The 17,830-nt window shown below is 62.4% G+C and carries 18 protein-coding genes; 6 read left to right on the top strand and 12 right to left on the bottom strand.

Annotated elements, in window-relative coordinates; translation table 11 throughout:
- The first annotated feature begins 2 nt into the window (after nucleotides 1–2).
- From ubiA to ACR0NY_RS16245, 3 genes are all read left to right on the top strand, one after another.
- A complete protein-coding gene (gene ubiA / locus ACR0NY_RS16255) occupies nucleotides 3–965 on the top strand; it encodes a 4-hydroxybenzoate octaprenyltransferase (protein ID WP_093963569.1) in 963 nt (320 codons plus the stop codon).
- 65 nt (nucleotides 966–1,030) lie between these two features.
- Complete coding sequence (locus ACR0NY_RS16250) at nucleotides 1,031–2,950, top strand: OmpA family protein (protein ID WP_170369866.1); 1,920 nt, start codon at nucleotides 1,031–1,033, stop codon at nucleotides 2,948–2,950.
- Nucleotide 2,951: 1 nt separating this feature from the next.
- Nucleotides 2,952–3,272, top strand: coding sequence for a hypothetical protein (locus ACR0NY_RS16245; RefSeq protein ID WP_170369868.1), 321 nt, complete (start codon nucleotides 2,952–2,954; stop codon nucleotides 3,270–3,272).
- A gap of 4 nt (nucleotides 3,273–3,276) precedes the next feature.
- Here ACR0NY_RS16245 and ACR0NY_RS16240 read toward each other — a convergent pair whose 3' ends face one another.
- From ACR0NY_RS16240 to pgsA, 3 genes are read right to left on the bottom strand one after another with little or no spacing between them, the layout of a single operon-like run.
- Nucleotides 3,277–3,720, bottom strand: a complete 444-nt coding sequence (locus ACR0NY_RS16240; protein WP_170359986.1) for a molybdenum cofactor biosynthesis protein MoaE — start codon at nucleotides 3,718–3,720, stop codon at nucleotides 3,277–3,279.
- A 4-nt stretch (nucleotides 3,721–3,724) separates the two neighbouring features.
- Nucleotides 3,725–3,970 (bottom strand): molybdopterin converting factor subunit 1, encoded by a 246-nt coding sequence (moaD, locus tag ACR0NY_RS16235; RefSeq protein WP_170359984.1) that lies wholly within the window; start codon nucleotides 3,968–3,970, stop codon nucleotides 3,725–3,727.
- 3 nt (nucleotides 3,971–3,973) lie between these two features.
- The gene (gene pgsA, locus ACR0NY_RS16230; RefSeq protein WP_170342342.1) at nucleotides 3,974–4,642 is read right to left on the bottom strand and encodes a CDP-diacylglycerol--glycerol-3-phosphate 3-phosphatidyltransferase; all 669 of its coding nucleotides are present in this window, start codon (nucleotides 4,640–4,642) and stop codon (nucleotides 3,974–3,976) included.
- Nucleotides 4,643–4,833: 191 nt separating this feature from the next.
- Here pgsA and ACR0NY_RS16225 point away from each other — a divergent pair, with 191 nt between their 5' ends.
- Entirely contained in the window at nucleotides 4,834–5,733 is a 900-nt protein-coding gene (locus ACR0NY_RS16225; RefSeq protein ID WP_170369870.1) for a DMT family transporter, read from the top strand.
- Here ACR0NY_RS16225 and uvrC read toward each other — a convergent pair.
- The 8 genes from uvrC to ACR0NY_RS16185 form a co-directional block, all read right to left on the bottom strand.
- Nucleotides 5,718–7,592, bottom strand: coding sequence for an excinuclease ABC subunit UvrC (uvrC, locus tag ACR0NY_RS16220; RefSeq protein ID WP_170342346.1), 1,875 nt, complete (start codon nucleotides 7,590–7,592; stop codon nucleotides 5,718–5,720). The genes ACR0NY_RS16225 and uvrC overlap by 16 nt on opposite strands.
- A 290-nt stretch (nucleotides 7,593–7,882) precedes the next feature.
- A complete protein-coding gene (locus ACR0NY_RS16215; RefSeq protein ID WP_170342348.1) occupies nucleotides 7,883–8,662 on the bottom strand; it encodes an SDR family oxidoreductase in 780 nt (259 codons plus the stop codon).
- 22 nt (nucleotides 8,663–8,684) lie between these two features.
- Entirely contained in the window at nucleotides 8,685–9,635 is a 951-nt protein-coding gene (locus ACR0NY_RS16210; protein WP_170342350.1) for a calcium/sodium antiporter, read from the bottom strand.
- Between the two features lie 168 nt (nucleotides 9,636–9,803).
- Nucleotides 9,804–10,601, bottom strand: coding sequence for a S49 family peptidase (locus ACR0NY_RS16205; protein ID WP_170369872.1), 798 nt, complete (start codon nucleotides 10,599–10,601; stop codon nucleotides 9,804–9,806).
- Nucleotides 10,602–10,705: 104 nt separating this feature from the next.
- On the bottom strand, nucleotides 10,706–11,467 hold the full coding sequence (locus ACR0NY_RS16200) for an ABC transporter permease (RefSeq protein WP_093963579.1): 762 nt from the start codon (nucleotides 11,465–11,467) through the stop codon (nucleotides 10,706–10,708).
- The gene (locus tag ACR0NY_RS16195) at nucleotides 11,464–12,393 is read right to left on the bottom strand and encodes an ABC transporter ATP-binding protein (protein WP_170343068.1); all 930 of its coding nucleotides are present in this window, start codon (nucleotides 12,391–12,393) and stop codon (nucleotides 11,464–11,466) included. Before ACR0NY_RS16195 ends, ACR0NY_RS16200 begins: the two co-directional genes overlap by 4 nt.
- 91 nt (nucleotides 12,394–12,484) lie before the next feature.
- The gene (locus tag ACR0NY_RS16190; RefSeq protein WP_170369874.1) at nucleotides 12,485–13,009 is read right to left on the bottom strand and encodes an SRPBCC family protein; all 525 of its coding nucleotides are present in this window, start codon (nucleotides 13,007–13,009) and stop codon (nucleotides 12,485–12,487) included.
- Between the two features lie 84 nt (nucleotides 13,010–13,093).
- Nucleotides 13,094–14,368, bottom strand: a complete 1,275-nt coding sequence (locus ACR0NY_RS16185) for a TAXI family TRAP transporter solute-binding subunit (RefSeq protein ID WP_170369876.1) — start codon at nucleotides 14,366–14,368, stop codon at nucleotides 13,094–13,096.
- Between the two features lie 185 nt (nucleotides 14,369–14,553).
- Here ACR0NY_RS16185 and ACR0NY_RS16180 point away from each other — a divergent pair, with 185 nt between their 5' ends.
- Nucleotides 14,554–15,648: a CaiB/BaiF CoA transferase family protein gene (locus ACR0NY_RS16180; RefSeq protein WP_170370014.1), complete on the top strand. Its 1,095-nt coding sequence runs from the start codon at nucleotides 14,554–14,556 to the stop codon at nucleotides 15,646–15,648.
- A 54-nt stretch (nucleotides 15,649–15,702) separates the two neighbouring features.
- Here the strand turns inward: ACR0NY_RS16180 and hemE are convergent, their stop codons facing one another.
- Nucleotides 15,703–16,737 carry a uroporphyrinogen decarboxylase gene (gene hemE, locus ACR0NY_RS16175; protein WP_170369878.1) on the bottom strand — a complete coding sequence of 345 codons (1,035 nt, stop codon included), beginning with the start codon at nucleotides 16,735–16,737 and terminating at the stop codon, nucleotides 15,703–15,705.
- Between the two features lie 106 nt (nucleotides 16,738–16,843).
- Here hemE and hemC point away from each other — a divergent pair, with 106 nt between their 5' ends.
- Nucleotides 16,844–17,806 (top strand): hydroxymethylbilane synthase, encoded by a 963-nt coding sequence (gene hemC / locus ACR0NY_RS16170; RefSeq protein WP_170369880.1) that lies wholly within the window; start codon nucleotides 16,844–16,846, stop codon nucleotides 17,804–17,806.
- Nucleotides 17,807–17,830 lie beyond the last annotated feature (24 nt).

Below are 17,830 nucleotides of genomic sequence, written 5' to 3'. Positions count from 1 at the left end.
ATATGCAAGGCAATGCCCCAACACCAGACGGTCAGGTCGCCGACGCCGTTACCGGCAACTGGGTCGATACCCGCGCCCCGGCCTTTGCCCGCCCCTATCTGCGGCTGTCGCGCGCGGACCGGCCGATCGGGACGTGGCTGCTGCTGATTCCGTGCTGGTGGGGCCTGGCGCTGGCGATCCTGCATGACGGTCAGCCGCGCTTGGGCGATCTGTGGATTGCCGTTGGGTGCGCGGCCGGGGCCTTTCTGATGCGTGGCGCGGGTTGCACCTGGAATGACATCACCGACCGCAAGTTCGACGCGAAGGTTGAACGCACACGCTCGCGGCCCATCCCCTCGGGTCAGGTCAGCGTGCGGCAGGCGGTGATCTGGATGGGCATCCAGTGCCTTCTGGCGCTGGCAATCCTGCTGACCTTCAACCAGGCGGCCATCGCGATGGGCGTCCTGTCGCTGCTGCCGGTGACGATCTACCCCTATGCCAAGCGCTTCACCTGGTGGCCGCAGGTGTTTCTGGGGCTGGCCTTCAACTGGGGCGCCCTGCTGGCCTGGGCGGCGCATCGCGGCACGGTCGAATGGCCCGCGATCCTGCTGTACCTGTCCGGCATCGCCTGGACGCTGTTCTACGACACGATCTATGCTCACCAGGACGCCGAGGATGACGAGCTGATCGGCATCAAGTCCACCGCGCGCCTGTTCGGGACCGACACCGCGAAATGGCTGAAGTATTTCCTTGTGGCGACCGTGGCGCTAATGGGTCTGGCCATCGTCGAGGCCGCGCTGCCCAATTCCAGCGTGTTGGCGCTGGTCGTGGCCATTGGTGGACCTTGGGCAATGGGGTGGCACATGGCGTGGCAACTGCGCGGGCTGGACATCGAAGACAACGCGAAACTGCTGCAACTGTTTCGCGCCAACCGGGACACCGGCCTTATTCCGCTCATCTTCCTTTGCGTCGCATTGCTCCTCTGATTGCACCTCGGTACCGGTGCCTGTAAGAGTCCCGCCCAATGGCCCGAGGAGATAAGAAACCGCTCATGCGCTTGCCGTATTTCCTGACATCAGCCCTGATCTTTGTCGTGTCGGCGGGAGTCTGTCTGTTGGCCGCCGGATTCGCGGTGACCAAGATCGAAGAAACCTCGGAAACTGCCGTTCGAAACGCACTGAGCATGCAGGGCCATGAGTGGGCCGAAGTGCAGGCGGATGGGCTGCGCGTTGTGCTGACCGGTACTGCCCCGGACGAGGCCACGCGATTCAATGCGCTGACCGCGGCCGGTACACAGGTCGACACCTCTCGGGTGATCGACGAGATGGACATTGCCCCGACGGCTGACCTGACTCCGCCCAAATTCTCGGCTGAAATTCTCCGGAACGACAGCGGCATATCCGTGATCGGGTTGGTTCCGGCCAGCGTGGATCGCGACGCACTGATGGCCCGGCTGCAGAAGCTGGACCCCCAGGCGCGGGTGTCGGACCTGCTGGAGACCGCAGACTACAAGAAACCCAAAGGCTGGGACGACGCGATTTCCTATGCCATCCTTGCCCTGTCCAAGCTGCCGCGAGCCAAGATTTCCGCCAGCCCCGATCTGGTCAAGATCACTGCCATCGCCGACAGCCAGCAGGAAAAAGAACGGCTGGAACAAGAGCTGACACGCGCCGCGCCGCCCAGCTTGCGCATCGGTCTGGCGATTTCGGCACCGCGCCCGGTGATCACTCCGTTCACCCTGCGCTACCTGATTTCGGAGGATGGCGGACAGTTCGACGCCTGTTCGGCACAGGATGAAAAGGCGCGCGACACCATTGTTGCCGCCGCGCAGGATGCCGGGCTGTCAGGGCCCTATACCTGCACAATCGGCCTGGGTGTGCCATCGCCCCGATGGGCGCAGGCCGCTGAACTGAGTATCCGGGCTTTGTCCGAGATCGGTCAAGGATCGGTCACGATGTCGGATGCCGACATCACGCTGATTGCTGAACCGAACACCAGCCCAGCCACCTTCGACAAGGTCGTGGGCGAGTTGGAGAACGCCCTGCCCGAAGTGTTCGCCCTGCACGCGGTTCTGCCCGAACCAGAAAACAACGAACAAGCCGGACCTGTGGAATTCACCGCCACCCGCAGCCCGGAAGGTCTGGTACAACTGCGCGGCCGTCTGGGCGACGATTTGCAGCGCGACATGATCGACAGCTACGCCCGGGCTGCCTTCGGATCCGATCAGGTTCACAGTGCCGCCCGCGTGGTCGACCAGATGCCGCAGGACTGGCCCGTACGCGTTCTGGCGGGGCTGGAATCCCTGTCCTGGCTGAACAACGGCGTGCTGACCGTAACGCCTGACAAGGTCGAGTTGACAGGCGTCAGCCATGATGAAGACGCCAAGGCACAGATCGCGGGCCTGCTGTCCGACAAGCTGGGCGATGCGCAGGACTTTGACCTGTCGATCACCTATCAGCCTCCGCCCGAACCCGAAGACGCGCTGCCAGACCCCGAGCAGTGCGAAAGTCGCATCGCCGAGGTTCAGGAAACCCGCAAGATCACGTTCGAGCCCGGTTCGGCTACGGTTTCATCAGAGTCCCGCGACAGTCTGAACCAGATTGCCGAGATCCTGCGCGAATGCGGACCGATCCGGATTGAAATCCAGGGTCATACCGACAGCCAGGGCCGTGAAGAGATGAACCAGCAGCTGAGCCAGTCACGCGCCCAGTCCATCCTGAACGAATTGCGCGCCCGTCGGGTGCCGACCAAAAGCTACTCGGCCGCAGGCTACGGTGAAACGCAGCCCATTGCAGACAATGACACTGAAGACGGGCGCGAGAAAAACCGGCGCATCGAATTTCGCCTGATCCGGCCCGAGCCGGTCACCAATCAGGAAACCGGTCTGGAAGCATTGGAGACCCAGACAAGCGCAACCGAACCTGCGCCAACAGAAGAAGAAGCATCCGAAACGGATGCAGGGGACCAGTAAGTTGAACAGAGCCGAATTCATCATCGCCACCGCCGTCATCCTGTTCGCCGCCTTCTGCATGGGCTGGTTCGCCAACTGGCTTGTGCACCGCCTGTCGCGCGTGCGCCAATCCGACGTGGCCGATCTGGACCGCATGAGCCAGGAGCTGCACGAGGCCGAGGAAACCCGTGATCAGGCGATCACCTATCTGCAGCAGCGCGAGGCCGAGCTGACCAACCAGCTGACCCAAACCGAGGCCGAGCTGGCCGCGGCCATGGACGGGCTGCGCGCCGCCCGCCAGGAAGCCGAGGAATTGCGCGGCCGGATCAACAACGCCGACTGAGCGCCTACCAGCGCGACAGCGCGTCCTCATCCTCGTCCTTGGCGGCAACCCACTCCGCGCCCGAACCTGTGATTTCCTTTTTCCAGAACGGGGCGCGGGATTTTAAGTAGTCCATCAGGTATTCGGCAGCCTCGAACGCATTCTTGCGGTGCGGGGCCGCCGTTGCGACCATCATGATCCGGTCACCCGGGGCCAGCCTCCCGTGGCGATGGATCACCAGAACATCGCCCAGAGACCAACGGTTTTTGGCTTCCTCGGCGATCTTGGCGATGGCGCGTTCGGTCATGCCGGGATAATGCTCGATCTCCATGCAGGCCAGATCGGTCTGCGCCAGATCTCGCACGACACCGGTAAAGGTGACGATGGCGCCATTGGCCGTGTCACCTGCGGCAAAGGCATTGGCCTCGATCCCCAGATCGAACGGCTCTTGCTGGACGGAGATCCGCATCGCCCTATCCGCCGGTCATGGGCGGGAAAAAGGCCACTTCGCGGACGCCGGCCAGCGGCGCGTCGAAATCCGACAGCTCCTGATCCAGCGCGACCCGCAGGGCGGAGATGTCGGCAAAGGCCGCGGCATAGCGGTCTTCGCGGGCGCTGAGTTCCGCCACCAGATCGGAGACCGTGGCCGCAGTGGTTTCGACCTTTTCCTTCGGCACGCCGATCCGCTCGCGGACCCAGGCGAAATACAGGACATCCATGCGTCAGCCCTCCTTCAGATGGGGCATGGCTTTACGTAGGTAGTCGTAGCCGGTGATCAATGTCAGCGTCGCCGCAATCCACAGCAGCCACAAGCCGATGCGGCCCGACCAGAACATGCCATCCAGCTTCCATTGCAGGCCCGAGATGTCCTCGACCTGGCCCGACAGGATCTGGTCGATCAGCGCGGCATCCATGCCGAAGGTGGACATGACGAAATAGTGCTCGAATATGCCCTGCGAAAACAGCACGGCGATCGCCACCATCTGCGCGGTCGTCTTCCATTTGGCCAACTTGGTAACCTTGAGCGTTCCGGCCACGTCGCCCAGATACTCGCGCAGGCCCGAGACGAAAACCTCGCGGAACAGGATCACGGTGGCGGGCAGCACCAGCCAGGGCGTCCAGTGCTCGGTCGAATAGCCGACCAGGATCATCAGCGCGATCACCACCATCGCCTTGTCGGCGATCGGGTCCAGCATTGCACCCATCTTGGTTTCCTGCTTCCACGCGCGCGCCAGATAGCCGTCGAACCAATCGGTTATGGCCGCCGACAGGAACAGGATCAGCGCGAACCAATCCGCGTAGGGCCGTGTGAAATACAGAAACATCACCGCCAGGCCGGGCGCGGCCAGTAGGCGCAGCAAAGTCAGAATATTCGGCAGGTTCCACTTCATGCGCTGGACCCTACAACCATGGCCGGGAACAGAAAAGACGGCACGACAAAAAACTGCCAAGAACACAGGTGTTTGGACCACGACAGGTCAGACCGTCGCAGGCGGAGGATCGACGACCGTTTCCCCCTTGGCGCGGCGCGAAGAACGGGTCAGGTTGCGCGGGTATCGGCACATCAGGAAAGATCCGCCCCGTGACCTCACATATCAGAACCGATGCGCGCGCCAATCTGATCGGCGGCGCCTGGATGATCGCGGCCATGGCCGGGTTCGCCCTGGAGGACGCGCTGTTGAAAAGTGCCGCCAAGGTGCTGCCCATCTGGCAGGTTCTGGTTCTGTTCGGACTGGGCGGGGCGTTGATTTTCGCCGGGGTCGCGTTGATTCAGGGGCGGCGGTTGCTGCACCCCGATGTCCTATCCAAGCCGATGAAGATCCGAGTGCTGTTCGAAGTCTTCGGCCGCCTGTTCTATGTGCTGGCCATCGCCCTGACGCCGCTGTCCTCGGCCACAGTGATCCTGCAGGCCACGCCGCTGGTCGTGGTGGCGGGTGCCGCGCTGTTTTTCGGGGAAACCGTCGGCTGGCGGCGCTGGAGTGCCATTCTGGTCGGACTGATCGGAGTGGTGATCATCATCCAGCCGACCGGAGACAGTTTCTCGGCCCTGTCCATTCTTGCGGTACTGGGAATGCTGGGCTTTGCCGGCCGCGATCTGGCCAGCCGCGCCGCCCCCGCCACGTTGGGCACCACCGTTCTTGGGTTTTATGGCTTTCTGTCAATTGTCGTCGCCGGTGGACTGTACCGGGCTTTCGAAGGCGCCGCCGCGGTGCCGGTGGACGCCCGAGCCGCCCTGCACCTGACTGGAGCCGTGGTGATGGGCGCGGTGGCCTATTCTTCGCTGATGCTGGCCATGCGGACGGGTGAAGTGTCGGCCGTAACTCCGTTTCGCTATACCCGCCTTCTGTTCGGCATCGGGCTGGGCGTGCTGATATTCGACGAGCATCTGGACCAGATCATGTGGCTGGGCAGCGCGCTGATCGTGGCCTCGGGGCTTTACATCCTGTGGCGCGGGCGCCAGCGGCCTCAGCCCTTTTCGTGAAAGAAATCATAGACCTTCTGCGCCAGACCGGCCGAGATCCCGTCCACCGCCTTCAGGTCAGCCAGATTGGCGCGGCTGACCGCCTTGGCGCTGCCGAAATGCGCCAGCAGGGCACGTTTGCGGGCCGCGCCCACGCCGGGGATTTCATCGAGCGGCGTCGCGCCCATCGCCTTGGCCCGTTTGGCGCGGTGGGTGCCGATGGCAAAGCGGTGCGCCTCGTCCCGTAGCCGCTGAATGAAATACAGAACCGGGTCGTTGCGTTTCAGGGCAAAGGGGCGCTGGCCGATGCGGTGGAACTCTTCCTTGCCGTGGTCGCGATCGACGCCCTTGGCGACACCGACCATGGGGATGTCCTCGACCCCGTGCGCCTGCATGATCTCGTGCACGGCACTCACCTGCCCTGCACCCCCATCGATCAGCAACAGATCGGGCCACAGGCCCTTGTCGCGGTCGGGGTCCTCTTTCAACAAGCGGCTGAAGCGGCGGGTCAGCACCTCTTTCATCATGCCGAAATCGTCGCCCGGCGTCAGGTCGTCGCCGCGAATGTTGAATTTGCGATAGGCGTTCTTCATGAACCCCTCGGGACTGGCCACGATCATCGCGCCCACCGCGTTAGTGCCCTGGATATGCGAGTTGTCGTAGACCTCGATCCGCTTGGGTGGCGCGTCCAGATCGAAGGCCTCGGCCAGACCGCGCAGCAGCTTGGCCTGCGTCGCGCTTTCCGACATGCGGCGGGCCAGCGCCTCGCGCGCGTTGCGCAGCGCGCCCGAGACCAGTTCCAGCTTTTCGCCCCGCTGCGGCACTAGGATCTCGACCTTGCGGCCGGCCTTTTCCGACAGGGCCTGCTGCATCAGATCCGCGTTTTCGATTCCGTCCGACAGGATCAGCTGCCGCGGCGGTTCCTTGTTGTCGTAGAACTGGCCCAGAAAGGCCTCCATCACCTCGGCCGGGGAGACGTCGGGGCCGACCCGCGGATAGAAATCGCGGTTGCCCCAGTTCTGATTGGCGCGGATGAAGAACACCTGAACACAGGCCTGACCGCTGTCCATATAAAGGCCGATCACATCCGCCTCGGCCACACCGCGCGGGTTGATGCCCTGCGCCGTCTGCACCTGCGTCAACGCGCGAATCCGGTCGCGTAGGGCGGCGGCGCGCTCGAACTCCATCGCGTCCGAGGCCTCTTGCATCTGCGCGGCCAGTTCCTCCTGGATCCGGGTCGAGCGTCCGGACAGGAACCGCTCGGCGTCACGCACGCTTTCGGCATAGTCGGCCTGCGAAATCATGCCCACGCACGGCCCCGAGCAGCGCTTGATCTGGTAGAGCAGGCAGGGCCGGGTGCGACTGTCGAACATCGAATCCGAGCAGTTCCGGAGCAGAAAGGCCTTCTGCAATTGGTTCAGCGTGCGGTTCACCGCGCCCGCGCTGGCGAAGGGGCCGAAATAGGCGCCCTTTTCCTTCTTGGCCCCGCGATGCTTCTTGATCTGCGGAAACGGGTGATCCTTGGCCACCAGAATGTTGGGAAAGCTTTTGTCGTCGCGCAGCAGGACGTTGTACTTGGGCTTGAGCTGCTTGATCAGGTTCTGCTCAAGCAGCAGCGCCTCGGTCTCGGTCCGGGTGGTCAGGAACATCATCGACGCGGTCGAGGCGATCATGCGCTCGATCCGGCCGGAATGTCCCGGGCGGGTGTAGTTCGACACCCGCGCCCGCAGGTTGCGCGCCTTACCGACATACAGAACCCGGCTGTCCGCATCCAGCATCCGGTACACGCCAGGCGAACTGTCCAGCGTCTTCACGTATTTCTGGATGCAGGCATAGCCGGTCGGCTGAGGCTGGGATTGAGGGGCGCTGTCGGCGGTCATGAGAGAGAGATACGATTCTCTGACCGTGGCTGCAATCTTGCGCGCCTCAGATCAAGAGAAAACAAATCCACGATTCTTGTGGATAACTGTGCGGACAACTTTCCCTGCACTGTGATTTTTCCTTGAATCCTTGTGTTTTCACTGCGTTGCACAATAAATAGGCACAATTTCAACACATTGATTATAAAAGATATTTTTATTCTCGTTTTACAAGTGTATGAAAAAAAAGACATTTTTGTAACGAACCTGTAACAGGATCGAGAGCGGTGCAAAACTTGCAGGGGCAATACCTATTCAAGGCCCACTACATCAGGCGTTTGCCAGCCCAGATGCTGGCCGCCATCAACGCACAAAAGCTGGCCCGTGACCGCATGTGCGTCCAGAAAATACCCAAGGGCCGCGTTGATATCCGACGGGTTTGCACCGCGTTCCAGGACCGTGTTTTCGCGTTGCGTCTTGAAGTGCTGGGGGCTTTGCCGATGTCCCTGCAGGGTTGGACCCGGCCCAATGGCATTGACGCGAATGGCCGGCGTCAGTGCCTGGGCCGCCGTCCGGGTCAATGCCCATAGCCCCATCTTGGCGATGGTGTAGGACATGAACTCAGGCGTCAGTTTGCGCACCCGCATGTCGACCATATTCACGATCAAGCCGGTCGCGACGGGTTCGTCATTCTCATCCATCTCGGGTTCCAGACCCTGGCTTGCCATGGCCTGCGTCAGCACGAAGGGCGCGCGCAGGTTGCTGTCCATGTGGCGATCCCAGCTTTGCCGGGTGGCAGTGCGGATGTTGTCGTATTCGAAGATCGACGCATTGTTGACCAGACAGGTGATCGGACCGCCCAGCGCCTCGGCCGCGCGCGGCAAAAGGGTCTGCACCTGATCCTCGTCCAGCAGATCGGCCTGCAGCGCCACGGCATTGCGGCCCATCGACTGGATCTCGGACACGGTCTCGGCAGCGGCAGCGCCCGAGGTTGCGTGATGCACGGCAACGTCCATGCCACGTTTCGCCAGGTACAACGCCATGGCCCGCCCCAGTCGAATGCCGGCGCCGGTCACCAGTGCTCGGGTCATGTAGGGGCTCCTTTCAGTCAGATCAGGCCAACAGGATCACGACGTATGTGACGTAAAGCAGCGTCAAGATGAACCCCCAGACCCGGGTGATGTCTTGCTTGAAGAAGACGAACGGGATCAGCAGCAGGGACGAGCCCAGCATGACCCAAAGATCGAATTGCAGGAATTCGGGGTCCACGGGGATGCGCCCGAACAGCGTGGCGATACCGACAATGCCTAGAAGGTTGAACATGTTCGAACCGATGACGTTGCCCAGAGCAACATCGGCCTGCCGGCGCAACGCGGCCATGACGGTGGTCGCAAGTTCGGGAAGCGAGGTTCCGACCGCGACCAGCGTCAGCCCGATCACCGTTTCACTGACCCCGTAGGTCCGCGCAATGATGGTCGCGTTGTCGACCAGAAGGTGCGCGCCCATCGGCAGGCCAATCAGCCCCAGCACCAGATACAGCGACACCTTCCAGTACGGCATGTCCGGGTCGGCCTCTTCCAGCGTTTCCAGGTCCTGCTCTTCCGAGCAGGAGTTGCGATGCGCGTGCGCTTCTCGGAAGGCGTTGAGCAGGATCAGAGCCAATCCCGCCAGCAGGATTGCCCCGCTGAACAGGTTGAATTCCCCGCAAAAGGCCAAACCGATGAACAGAACCGAGGCCAGCAACATGAAGATGTAGTTTCTGCGCGTGTTGCATTCGCTGCTGTGGATCGTGGCCAGCAAGGCCGGCAAACCCAAGACCAGCAGGATGTTGGCCGTGTTCGAACCGACGACATTGCCCAACGCGATACCGGGCGCATTTTCCTCGATGGCCTTGATGGCAATCAGAAGCTCGGGTGCCGAGGTGCCGAAGGCCACGATCGTCAGGCTGACGATTAGGGCGGGAACACCCAGACGCAGGCTGAGATTCACCGCACCCCGCACCAGCGCGTCACCGGCCAACAGCAGGATCAACAAGCCAAGACCGGAAAGCAGCCAGGCCGTCATCGACGCCCTCCTTGCTCACATTTGCAGGGGCCCTTGCCGATCCGGAATCGACCGCAGCGCGGACATTTCGCGGAGTTCAATCGCTGTTGGCCGGGAAAGCGCAGCTTTCCGAACATCGCCAGGACCCCCATGGCAACCAGAAACAGAATGACGACCTTGACGATCACGTCACATACCAAAGCGCGCGTAGGCCGCGCGCTCCTCGAGCAGGGAAATGGCGTCCTGCGCCATGTCCGTTCCGAAACGAGACCAGATCGGTCGGCGCAACCCGTAGCGCCGGAATTTGACCTTGTCGCCAAACACTTCCTGCATCCTTGGCTTCAGATGCGCGATGCCGTCGATCAGCCCAAGTTCATGCGCACGCCGCGCCAGCCAGATTTCACCGGTAAACAGATCGGCGGCCTCGTCCAAGCGACTGCCGCGCCGAGCTTTCACATAGGCAATGAAATTCTGGTGGATGTCCTCCAAAAGCCCCTTGAGACGCGCGACATCCTCTTCTTTCTCCGGAGAGAACGGGTCCAGCATCGATTTGGATTTCCCGGCGGTGTGCACGCGCCGCTCGATCCCCTGACGGGCCAGAAAAACATGGGCTCCGAACCCCGAGGAGATGACCCCGATCGACCCCAGAACCGAGCTGTCATCCGCCCAGATCTCGTCCGCCGAAGCCGCAAGCCAATAACCACCCGAGGCCGCCACGTCCTCGACAAAGGCATGGACTGGCACCTTGAACTCGTCGGCCAACCGTCGGATCCGCGCACCGATCAGCGAGCTTTGCACCGGCGATCCGCCCGGCGAATTGATCTCGAGCGCGACGGCGGCAGGTTTTCCCTTGCGGAAGGCTTTTTCCAGAACCGGTGCCAAAGAGGCATCGTTCAGCGAGGCTCGGCCAGCCATTCCAATGGCTCCGGACAGGCGAACGACAGCCACGGTTGGCTGATTGTTGAGAAACGGCAGGCTGAGTTTCATGGGTGCCGATGTAGAGTGCGTCCGCCCCTTAAACAAGGGACCCCACCTGCCATGAACGTGACGTGAACCAAAATCCTGTTCAGCCACGGCAAAAATGCAACGCCCTAGCTCCGGATGCGCCACCCGGTTTTGAAGATCCAACCGATGACCGCCAGGCAAAAGCCGGTAAAGGCCAGGATCGCCAGAAGGCTAAGCAGAATGGGCACGTCCGAAAGCCCGTAAAACGACCAGCGAAAGCCCGAGATCAAATAGACCACCGGGTTGAACAACGAGATCGTCTGCCACACCGGCGGCAGCATCGAAATCGAGTAGAACGTGCCGCCCAGAAAGATCAGCGGCGTCACCACCAGCTGCGGTACCAACGACATCTGTTCGAAATTGCTCGCCCAGATCCCGATGATGAAGCCCAGCAGGGAAAAGCTGAGGCAGGACAGGATCAGAAAGGCGGCCATCGCGAAGGGATGCTCGATGCGGATGTCCACGAAGAACGTGGCGGTGGTCAGGATCACCAATCCCACGAACAACGCCTTGGTCGCGGCGGCGCCCACATAGCCGATCACGATCTCGATGAAATTCACCGGAGCCGAGAGCAGTTCGTAGATCGTACCCAGGAACTTGGGGAAATAGATTCCAAAGGACGCGTTCGAGATCGACAGCATCACCACCGACAGCATGATCAGCCCCGGCACGATGAAGGCGCCGTAGGAGACGCCCTCGACCTCCTGGATGCGACTGCCAATGGCAGTGCCGAACACCACGAAATACAGCGAAGTCGACAGAACCGGTGACAGAAAGCTCTGCGCGAGGGTACGGAAGAACCGGGCCATTTCGAACCGGTAGATGGCGGCGATGGCGGACCAGTTCATGCGGCATCTCCGGACACGAGGTTGACGAAAATCTCTTCCAGGCTCGATTGCCGGGTCTGCACGTCGCGCAGCACCAGCCCCGCCTCGGCCACGTCATTCAGCAAAGTGGTGATGCCAGTGCGATCGGCATTGGTGTCGTAGGTATAGATCAGCGCATCGCCCTGCCCGTTCAGCACCAGATTGTGGTGGGCCAGACTGCCGGGAATGTCCGAGATCGTGCGGGTCAGCATGACCTCGATCTGCTTCTTGCCCATCTGCGCCATCAAGGTGTTTTTGTCCTGCACCAGCATCAGTTCGCCCTTGTCGATCACACCGATCCGGTCGGCGATGGCTTCGGCTTCTTCGATGTAGTGGGTAGTCAGGATGATGGTGACACCGGCAGCCTTCAACTCGTCGACGATGGCCCACATGTCCTTGCGCAGTTCGACATCCACGCCGGCGGTGGGTTCATCCAGAAACAGCACCCGCGGCTCGTGCGCCAGAGCCTTGGCGATAAGCACGCGCCGCTTCATGCCGCCCGACAATTCCTTGATCGCGTTCTTGCGCTTGTCCCACAGCGACAGCTTGCGCAGGATCTCTTCGATCCGGGCACTGTCCTGCCCATAGCCGAACAGACCGCGCGAAAACCGTACGGTGTTCCAGACCTTTTCGAACGGCTCCAGCGCAATTTCTTGCGGCACGAGGCCGATCATGCGCCGGGCGGCACGAAAGTCCGTGAGGATGTCGTGCCCCCCTACGGTGACAGTCCCAGACGTGGGCGTGGTAATCCCGCAAACCGTCGAGATCAGGGTTGTCTTTCCCGCCCCGTTCGGGCCGAGCAGGGCCAGGATCTCGCCCTCTTCGATATCCAGCGATACGCCTTTCAGCGCTTCGAACCCACCGGCATAGGTTTTGCGCAGATCCTTGATCGAAAGAATTGTCGTCATGCGTTTTCCCAGTTCTGGCCGGGACAGTATCGCGCCAGAGGATTGCCGAACAGACCAAATCCGCACAGTCCTCTGCGCGCAAACGCAGGTTTCACTCGCGCCCGGTCAGGCGACCCAGCCAGCCTTTCCTTTCCCCCTCGGGGGTGTCTTCGCCGCCCTCTTCCGGCGCTGCAGGGCCTTCAAAATGCTGCTGAAGGTTCGAGAAGAACTGGTCAGCCATCTTCTTGGCAAAGCCGTCGATCAAACGGCTGCCTAGCTGCGCCAGCTTGCCGCCAACCTTGGCATCCACGTCATAGGCCAGAACCGTTCCACCGCTGTCACTGGCGCTGAACGTGACACTGGCGCTGCCCTTTGCAAAACCCGCAGCCCCGCCTTTGCCCTCACCGGCGATGGTCAGGTTTTGACCCTCAACCATGTCGGACATCGTGACGGTGCCTTTGAACGTGGCCTTTACCGGCCCGACCTTCTGCACCACGGTCGCCTCGTAACCGTCCGTCGGATTGCCCGAAACCTCTTGCGCACCGGGCACGCAGGCTTTCAGCACCTCGGGGTCCAGCAGGGCCGCATAGACATCGGACGGCGCCGCCTGAATTTCACGCGTGTCACTCATTTGCATGGGACCACCCCCCTTTCTTAAATGTCTGATATTCGACCAAAGACCTATCCACGAACTGCCGTTGCGGCAACCGTGTTCCACACATTACCCGCCGCCCCCGGAATCCTGAGCCCGCATGTCGGAAATCCGTTTCTGCACCAGTTCCAGATGCAGACGGGCATCATACTGCCCTTGCCTGTAGGCCGCTGGCAGCCGTAGGTCCGCCAGCTTTTCGTCCAGCACCTGCAATTGGCCTTGCATCCGCACGAGGTCTTCCGCGGAAGGGTTGTCGGCCAGGTCCTGTTCGATCAGACGAATTTCCGGGTAGTGCTGCCAGACACGCCATCGTTGGAAATAGGCGTAGATGCGCGGCAACAACCGGACCAGCGGAAGGACGATGAAAAAGAACGGCAGGAACAAAAGGAAAACCCGATTGACCTGCGCCGCCACCCAATAAGGCAACCAATCATGCCAGGTGGATGGCCCTTCAAGTATCAGCTGCCGTGCGGTGTTGTTGAGGGGCAATGCGGTCCCTTCGATCCCCGGAAAGGCCCCGGGGTCATTGATGATGCCCTGAGCCTCGTGCAGGGCGATCGCCGCCATCGTCAGCCGGTTGACCAACGCCGGATGCAGTCCCGGCCGCACGACCAGTCGCGCCTCGAGAGCGATCAGATCTACCGGGCGCGGCGGTAGAACCGGGTTCAGCGACATGCCTCCGGTCGGTACGGTCACCACAGTGGCATAGGACAAACGACGTGAAATCGCCTCGACATGTTCAAGGTTCAGAACCTTCAATCCCGGCACCTCGTAGGCGGCCAGCAGGTAGGGAGCTTCGATCGGGGCGACAAAGACGGCGATGTCCAACGTTCCGTCCAACAAGGCGTCGGCCGCCTGGTCATAGGGCAGTGCAACATGCACGTTATCCTCTTGGGCCAGCCCGACCGCGCGCTCGAAGTCGCGGAATGCGTCCGCGGTGCCGGACCCGGGCGCACCGCTGTTGATGCTCAACCCACGCCATAACGCGGGATTGGGCGGAATCCACGCATCCTCGCGCGCCATGAAAATCATCGGCTCGAAAAACACGGTCCCGATGGCCTGCGCCCGATCCGGGTCAACTTCGATGCCGCCCTGCAAGAAGGCCACATCCACAGCCCCGTCTTCCAGGAGACGCGCATTTTCGACCGACCCTGCGGTTTCGACGATCTCGAGCCGAATGTCATCCTCGGCAAGGACATCGGAATAGTCCTGCGCCACTTCGATATAGGCGCCACCCGCCGGTCCGGCTGCCATGCGCAGGTCGCCGGGCGGGTGCAGCAGAAGGATGATTGCCACCAGAACCGCCAAGACCATGGCGGCACTGATCGTGATCCAAAGACGCATCCTACCCCTCGCTGATCCACCCCGGACAGCACGCTACGCCGCTGGCCCCAAGCTGGCAAGTATTCCGATGTGTTTGTTGGTTTTTCCCGTTCCGGATCAAACCGATGCCAGACGCCGCGTCGCTGCCGGTCGGTCTTGCATTCCGGCTGGGCCCCGGCCAGCATCGCCGCGAGGGAGTGCTGCTCATGCTGAACGGAATCCGTGTTGTCGAAATCGAGGGTCTCGGCCCCGGCCCGTTCGCCGCCATGCTGCTGGCGGATCTGGGGGCCGACGTCGTGACCATCCACCGCAAGGGGGGCGCCGTCACACCCGGCATGCCGGACCGATCCGTGCTGGACCGGGGCAAGCGCTCGATCGCGCTCGACCTCAAGGACCCCGACGACCTCGAAACCGCTCGGCGCCTGATCGCAACCGCCGATGCTTTGATCGAGGGCTTCCGCCCCGGCGTGATGGAGAAGCTGGGTCTGGGGCCCGAAGCCTGCCACGCCCTGAACCCGGCGCTGGTCTATGGCCGGATGACCGGCTGGGGCCAGGACAGCCCGCTTGCCGATACCGCAGGACATGATCTGAACTACATCGCCCTGTCCGGAGCGCTTTGGTACGGCTCACCACCCGGCATCGAGCCGATGACCCCCGCCACGCTGGTCGGCGATATCGGCGGCGGCGCGATGTATCTGGTCACCGGGATACTGGCCGGGCTGCTGAACGCGCGCGCAACCGGCACTGGCACGGTGGTCGACGCCGCCATCTACGACGGCTCGGCCCACATGATGAACCTGCTGATGAGCCTGCGCCAGACAGGCAACCTGTCCGACACGCGCGGCCAGAGCTTGCTGGACGGCCCGCATTGGAGCCGCACCTACACCTGCGCGGATGGCGGCTTTGTTTCAGTCCAATGCCTCGAACCGAAATTCTATGCCCAATTCCTGGAAATCCTGGACCTATCCCAAGACCCGGCGTTCCAGCAACAATACGACAGCACGCGCTGGCCCGACCTGACCCGACGCCTGGCGGAACTCTTCGCAACCGAACCGCGCGACCATTGGGCCAAACTGTTCGAAGGCTCAGACGCCTGCGTCGCCCCGGTGCTCAGCCCCGACGAGGCCGCAACCCATCCGATGAACACCGCCCGCCAAACCTGGCGCGCGGCCGACGGCACCCTGCAGGCCGCCGCCGCCCCGCGCTTCTCCACCCACCAATGGCAGCCGAAACCCAGCCCGGCCCGCGGCCAACACACGACCGAAATCCTTACGGAACTTCAGGCTCTCAAGAAGACCTGACACACCCTTCATCTGGCCAACGGCCAAGAGGGCGCTGGCCCCCTCCCGCGCCGCCTACCCGCCGCGGACCGTGTCAATCATCAACTGCACATTCTCCGGGTCGGCATCCGGCGTGATCCCGTGACCCAGATTGAAAATATGCGGCCCCTTGGAAAAGGCGCGCAGGATGCGGCGGGTCTCATCCACCAGCGCCTGCCCGCCGGTGACCATGTGCGACGAGGCCAAGTTGCCTTGCACGCAGCCATCCACCTGCACATGTTCGGCCGCCCATTCCGGAGCAACCGAGTTGTCCAGCGCCACGCAATCGACCCCAGTGGCCTTCGCGAAACCGACATAACCCTCGCCCGCTTCACGCGGGAAACCGATGACCGGAATGCCCGGGTGGCGTTCCTTGAGCGCCTGGGTAATGATCCGGCACGGCTCGACCGCGTATTTGGTGAAAGCCTCGCCTTTCAGCGACCCGGCCCAGCTGTCGAAAATCTTGACCACCTCAGCCCCCGCTTCGATCTGAGCCGACAGATATTCGATCGTGGCCGCAGTGATCCGGTCCAGCAACGCCTCGAACAGCGCGGTGTTTTCCTCGCGCAGGGCGTGTGCAGGACCCTGATCAGGGGTGCCACGCCCGGCGATCATATAGGTCGCAACGGTCCACGGAGCGCCGGCAAAGCCGATCAGGGTCGTTTCGGACGGCAGCTCGCGCGACAGGATGCGCACGGTTTCATAGACGGGCGACAAGGTCTCGTGAATCGCATCAACCGGCTTCAACGCATCGAAATCCGGTTGCTGCGTGATCGTCGACAGGCGCGGCCCTTCGCCGGTGACGAACCAAAGATCGGCGCCCAACGCCTGCGGCACCAGCAGGATGTCGGCAAACAGGATCGCGGCATCGAACCCATAGCGGCGGATCGGCTGCAGTGTCACCTCCGCCGCCAGATCGGGGGTGTAGCACAGCGACAGGAAATCGCCCGCCTGTTCCCGCGTCGCGCGGTATTCCGGCAGATAGCGTCCGGCCTGTCGCATCATCCAGATCGGCGGCGTGTCCAGTACCTCGCCCGCCAGCGCCCGCAGCAGTTTCTTGTTCTCGGCCATGTCAGCCCCCACTATTCCGGTTTGCGCAACGGGTCCGCCTTCAGCGGCAAAATGTCAAGCGTGGCCCCCATTGTCAGGGCAATGTGACGCGACTAAAGCTGTGCCCATGACTTTGACCCTGCCCACCCCCGCATCGCCGCTGAAGATCGGCACCCGTGGTTCGCCGCTGGCGCTGGCCCAGGCCCATGAAACCCGTCAGCGGCTGTGCGATGCCTTCGATCTGCCGGAACAGGCGTTCGAGATCGTGGTGATCAAGACCACCGGCGACAACCGCGCCATGATCGACGCGGACCGCCCGTTGAAAGAGATCGGCAACAAGGGTCTGTTCACCAAGGAAATCGAAGAGGCGATGCTGGCTGGCGATATCGACATCGCCGTGCACTCGACCAAGGACATGCCCGTCGAACAGCCGCAGGGGCTGGTGCTGGACACGTTCCTGCCGCGCGAGGACGTGCGCGATGCCTTCATCTCGCCCCGCCTCAACTCGATCCATGACCTGCCCGAAGGCGCGGTCGTCGGCACCTCGTCGCTGCGGCGGCGGGCCCAGTTGCTGCACCGCCGACCTGATCTGAACGTGGTCGAGTTCCGGGGCAACGTACAGACCCGCCTGAAGAAGCTGGCCGATGGTGTGGCCGAATGCACGTTTCTGGCCATGGCCGGCATCCGCCGCCTGAACATGCAGGACGTCCCTGCCACTGCGATCTCGCCCGACGACATGCTGCCGGCCATCGCGCAAGGTACGATCGGCATCGAACGTCGCGCGGACGACCATCGGGCCGCCGAGATGCTGGAGGCCATTCATCACTCTGAAACGGCCTGTCGTTTGGCGGCCGAGCGCACGTTGCTGGCCGCGCTGGACGGGTCCTGCGAAACTCCGATTGCCGGTCTGGCCGAACTTGCCGATGGGCAGTTGCGCCTACGCGGCGAGGTCCTACGCCCGGATGGATCGGATGCCATCAGTGAGAGCGAGACCGGTTCGACGGAGGACGCAGCGGAAATGGGCCGGGCCATGGCGGCAAAACTGCTGCACCGTGCCGGGCCCGGATTCTTCGAGTGGAGAAATTTGTAAAAAAGTTTCTGCGAATGTGAACTG

This window comes from Ruegeria sp. BJ5 (assembly GCF_056537865.1).
The sequence above is the reverse complement of the archived record's forward strand: the minus strand, read 5'-3'. Positions and strand labels throughout refer to the sequence as shown.

Bases quoted from the DNA above. Each gene is read 5' to 3' on its own strand.
- hemC (WP_170369880.1), top strand. From the start codon at position 16,844: ATGACTTTGACCCTGCCCACCCCCGCATCGCCGCTGAAGATCGGCACC.
- ACR0NY_RS16240 (WP_170359986.1), bottom strand. From the start codon at position 3,720: ATGCGGATCTCCGTCCAGCAAGAGCCGTTCGATCTGGGGATCGAGGCC.
- pgsA (WP_170342342.1), bottom strand. From the start codon at position 4,642: ATGAAGTGGAACCTGCCGAATATTCTGACTTTGCTGCGCCTACTGGCC.
- moaD (WP_170359984.1), bottom strand. From the start codon at position 3,970: ATGGATGTCCTGTATTTCGCCTGGGTCCGCGAGCGGATCGGCGTGCCG.
- ACR0NY_RS16190 (WP_170369874.1), bottom strand. From the start codon at position 13,009: ATGCAAATGAGTGACACGCGTGAAATTCAGGCGGCGCCGTCCGATGTC.
- ACR0NY_RS16185 (WP_170369876.1), bottom strand. From the start codon at position 14,368: ATGCGTCTTTGGATCACGATCAGTGCCGCCATGGTCTTGGCGGTTCTG.
- hemE (WP_170369878.1), bottom strand. From the start codon at position 16,737: ATGGCCGAGAACAAGAAACTGCTGCGGGCGCTGGCGGGCGAGGTACTG.
- ACR0NY_RS16200 (WP_093963579.1), bottom strand. From the start codon at position 11,467: ATGAACTGGTCCGCCATCGCCGCCATCTACCGGTTCGAAATGGCCCGG.
- ACR0NY_RS16180 (WP_170370014.1), top strand. From the start codon at position 14,554: ATGCTGAACGGAATCCGTGTTGTCGAAATCGAGGGTCTCGGCCCCGGC.
- ACR0NY_RS16205 (WP_170369872.1), bottom strand. From the start codon at position 10,601: ATGAAACTCAGCCTGCCGTTTCTCAACAATCAGCCAACCGTGGCTGTC.
- ACR0NY_RS16195 (WP_170343068.1), bottom strand. From the start codon at position 12,393: ATGACGACAATTCTTTCGATCAAGGATCTGCGCAAAACCTATGCCGGT.
- ubiA (WP_093963569.1), top strand. From the start codon at position 3: ATGCAAGGCAATGCCCCAACACCAGACGGTCAGGTCGCCGACGCCGTT.
- uvrC (WP_170342346.1), bottom strand. From the start codon at position 7,592: ATGACCGCCGACAGCGCCCCTCAATCCCAGCCTCAGCCGACCGGCTAT.
- ACR0NY_RS16210 (WP_170342350.1), bottom strand. From the start codon at position 9,635: ATGACGGCCTGGCTGCTTTCCGGTCTTGGCTTGTTGATCCTGCTGTTG.
- ACR0NY_RS16215 (WP_170342348.1), bottom strand. From the start codon at position 8,662: ATGACCCGAGCACTGGTGACCGGCGCCGGCATTCGACTGGGGCGGGCC.
- ACR0NY_RS16250 (WP_170369866.1), top strand. From the start codon at position 1,031: ATGCGCTTGCCGTATTTCCTGACATCAGCCCTGATCTTTGTCGTGTCG.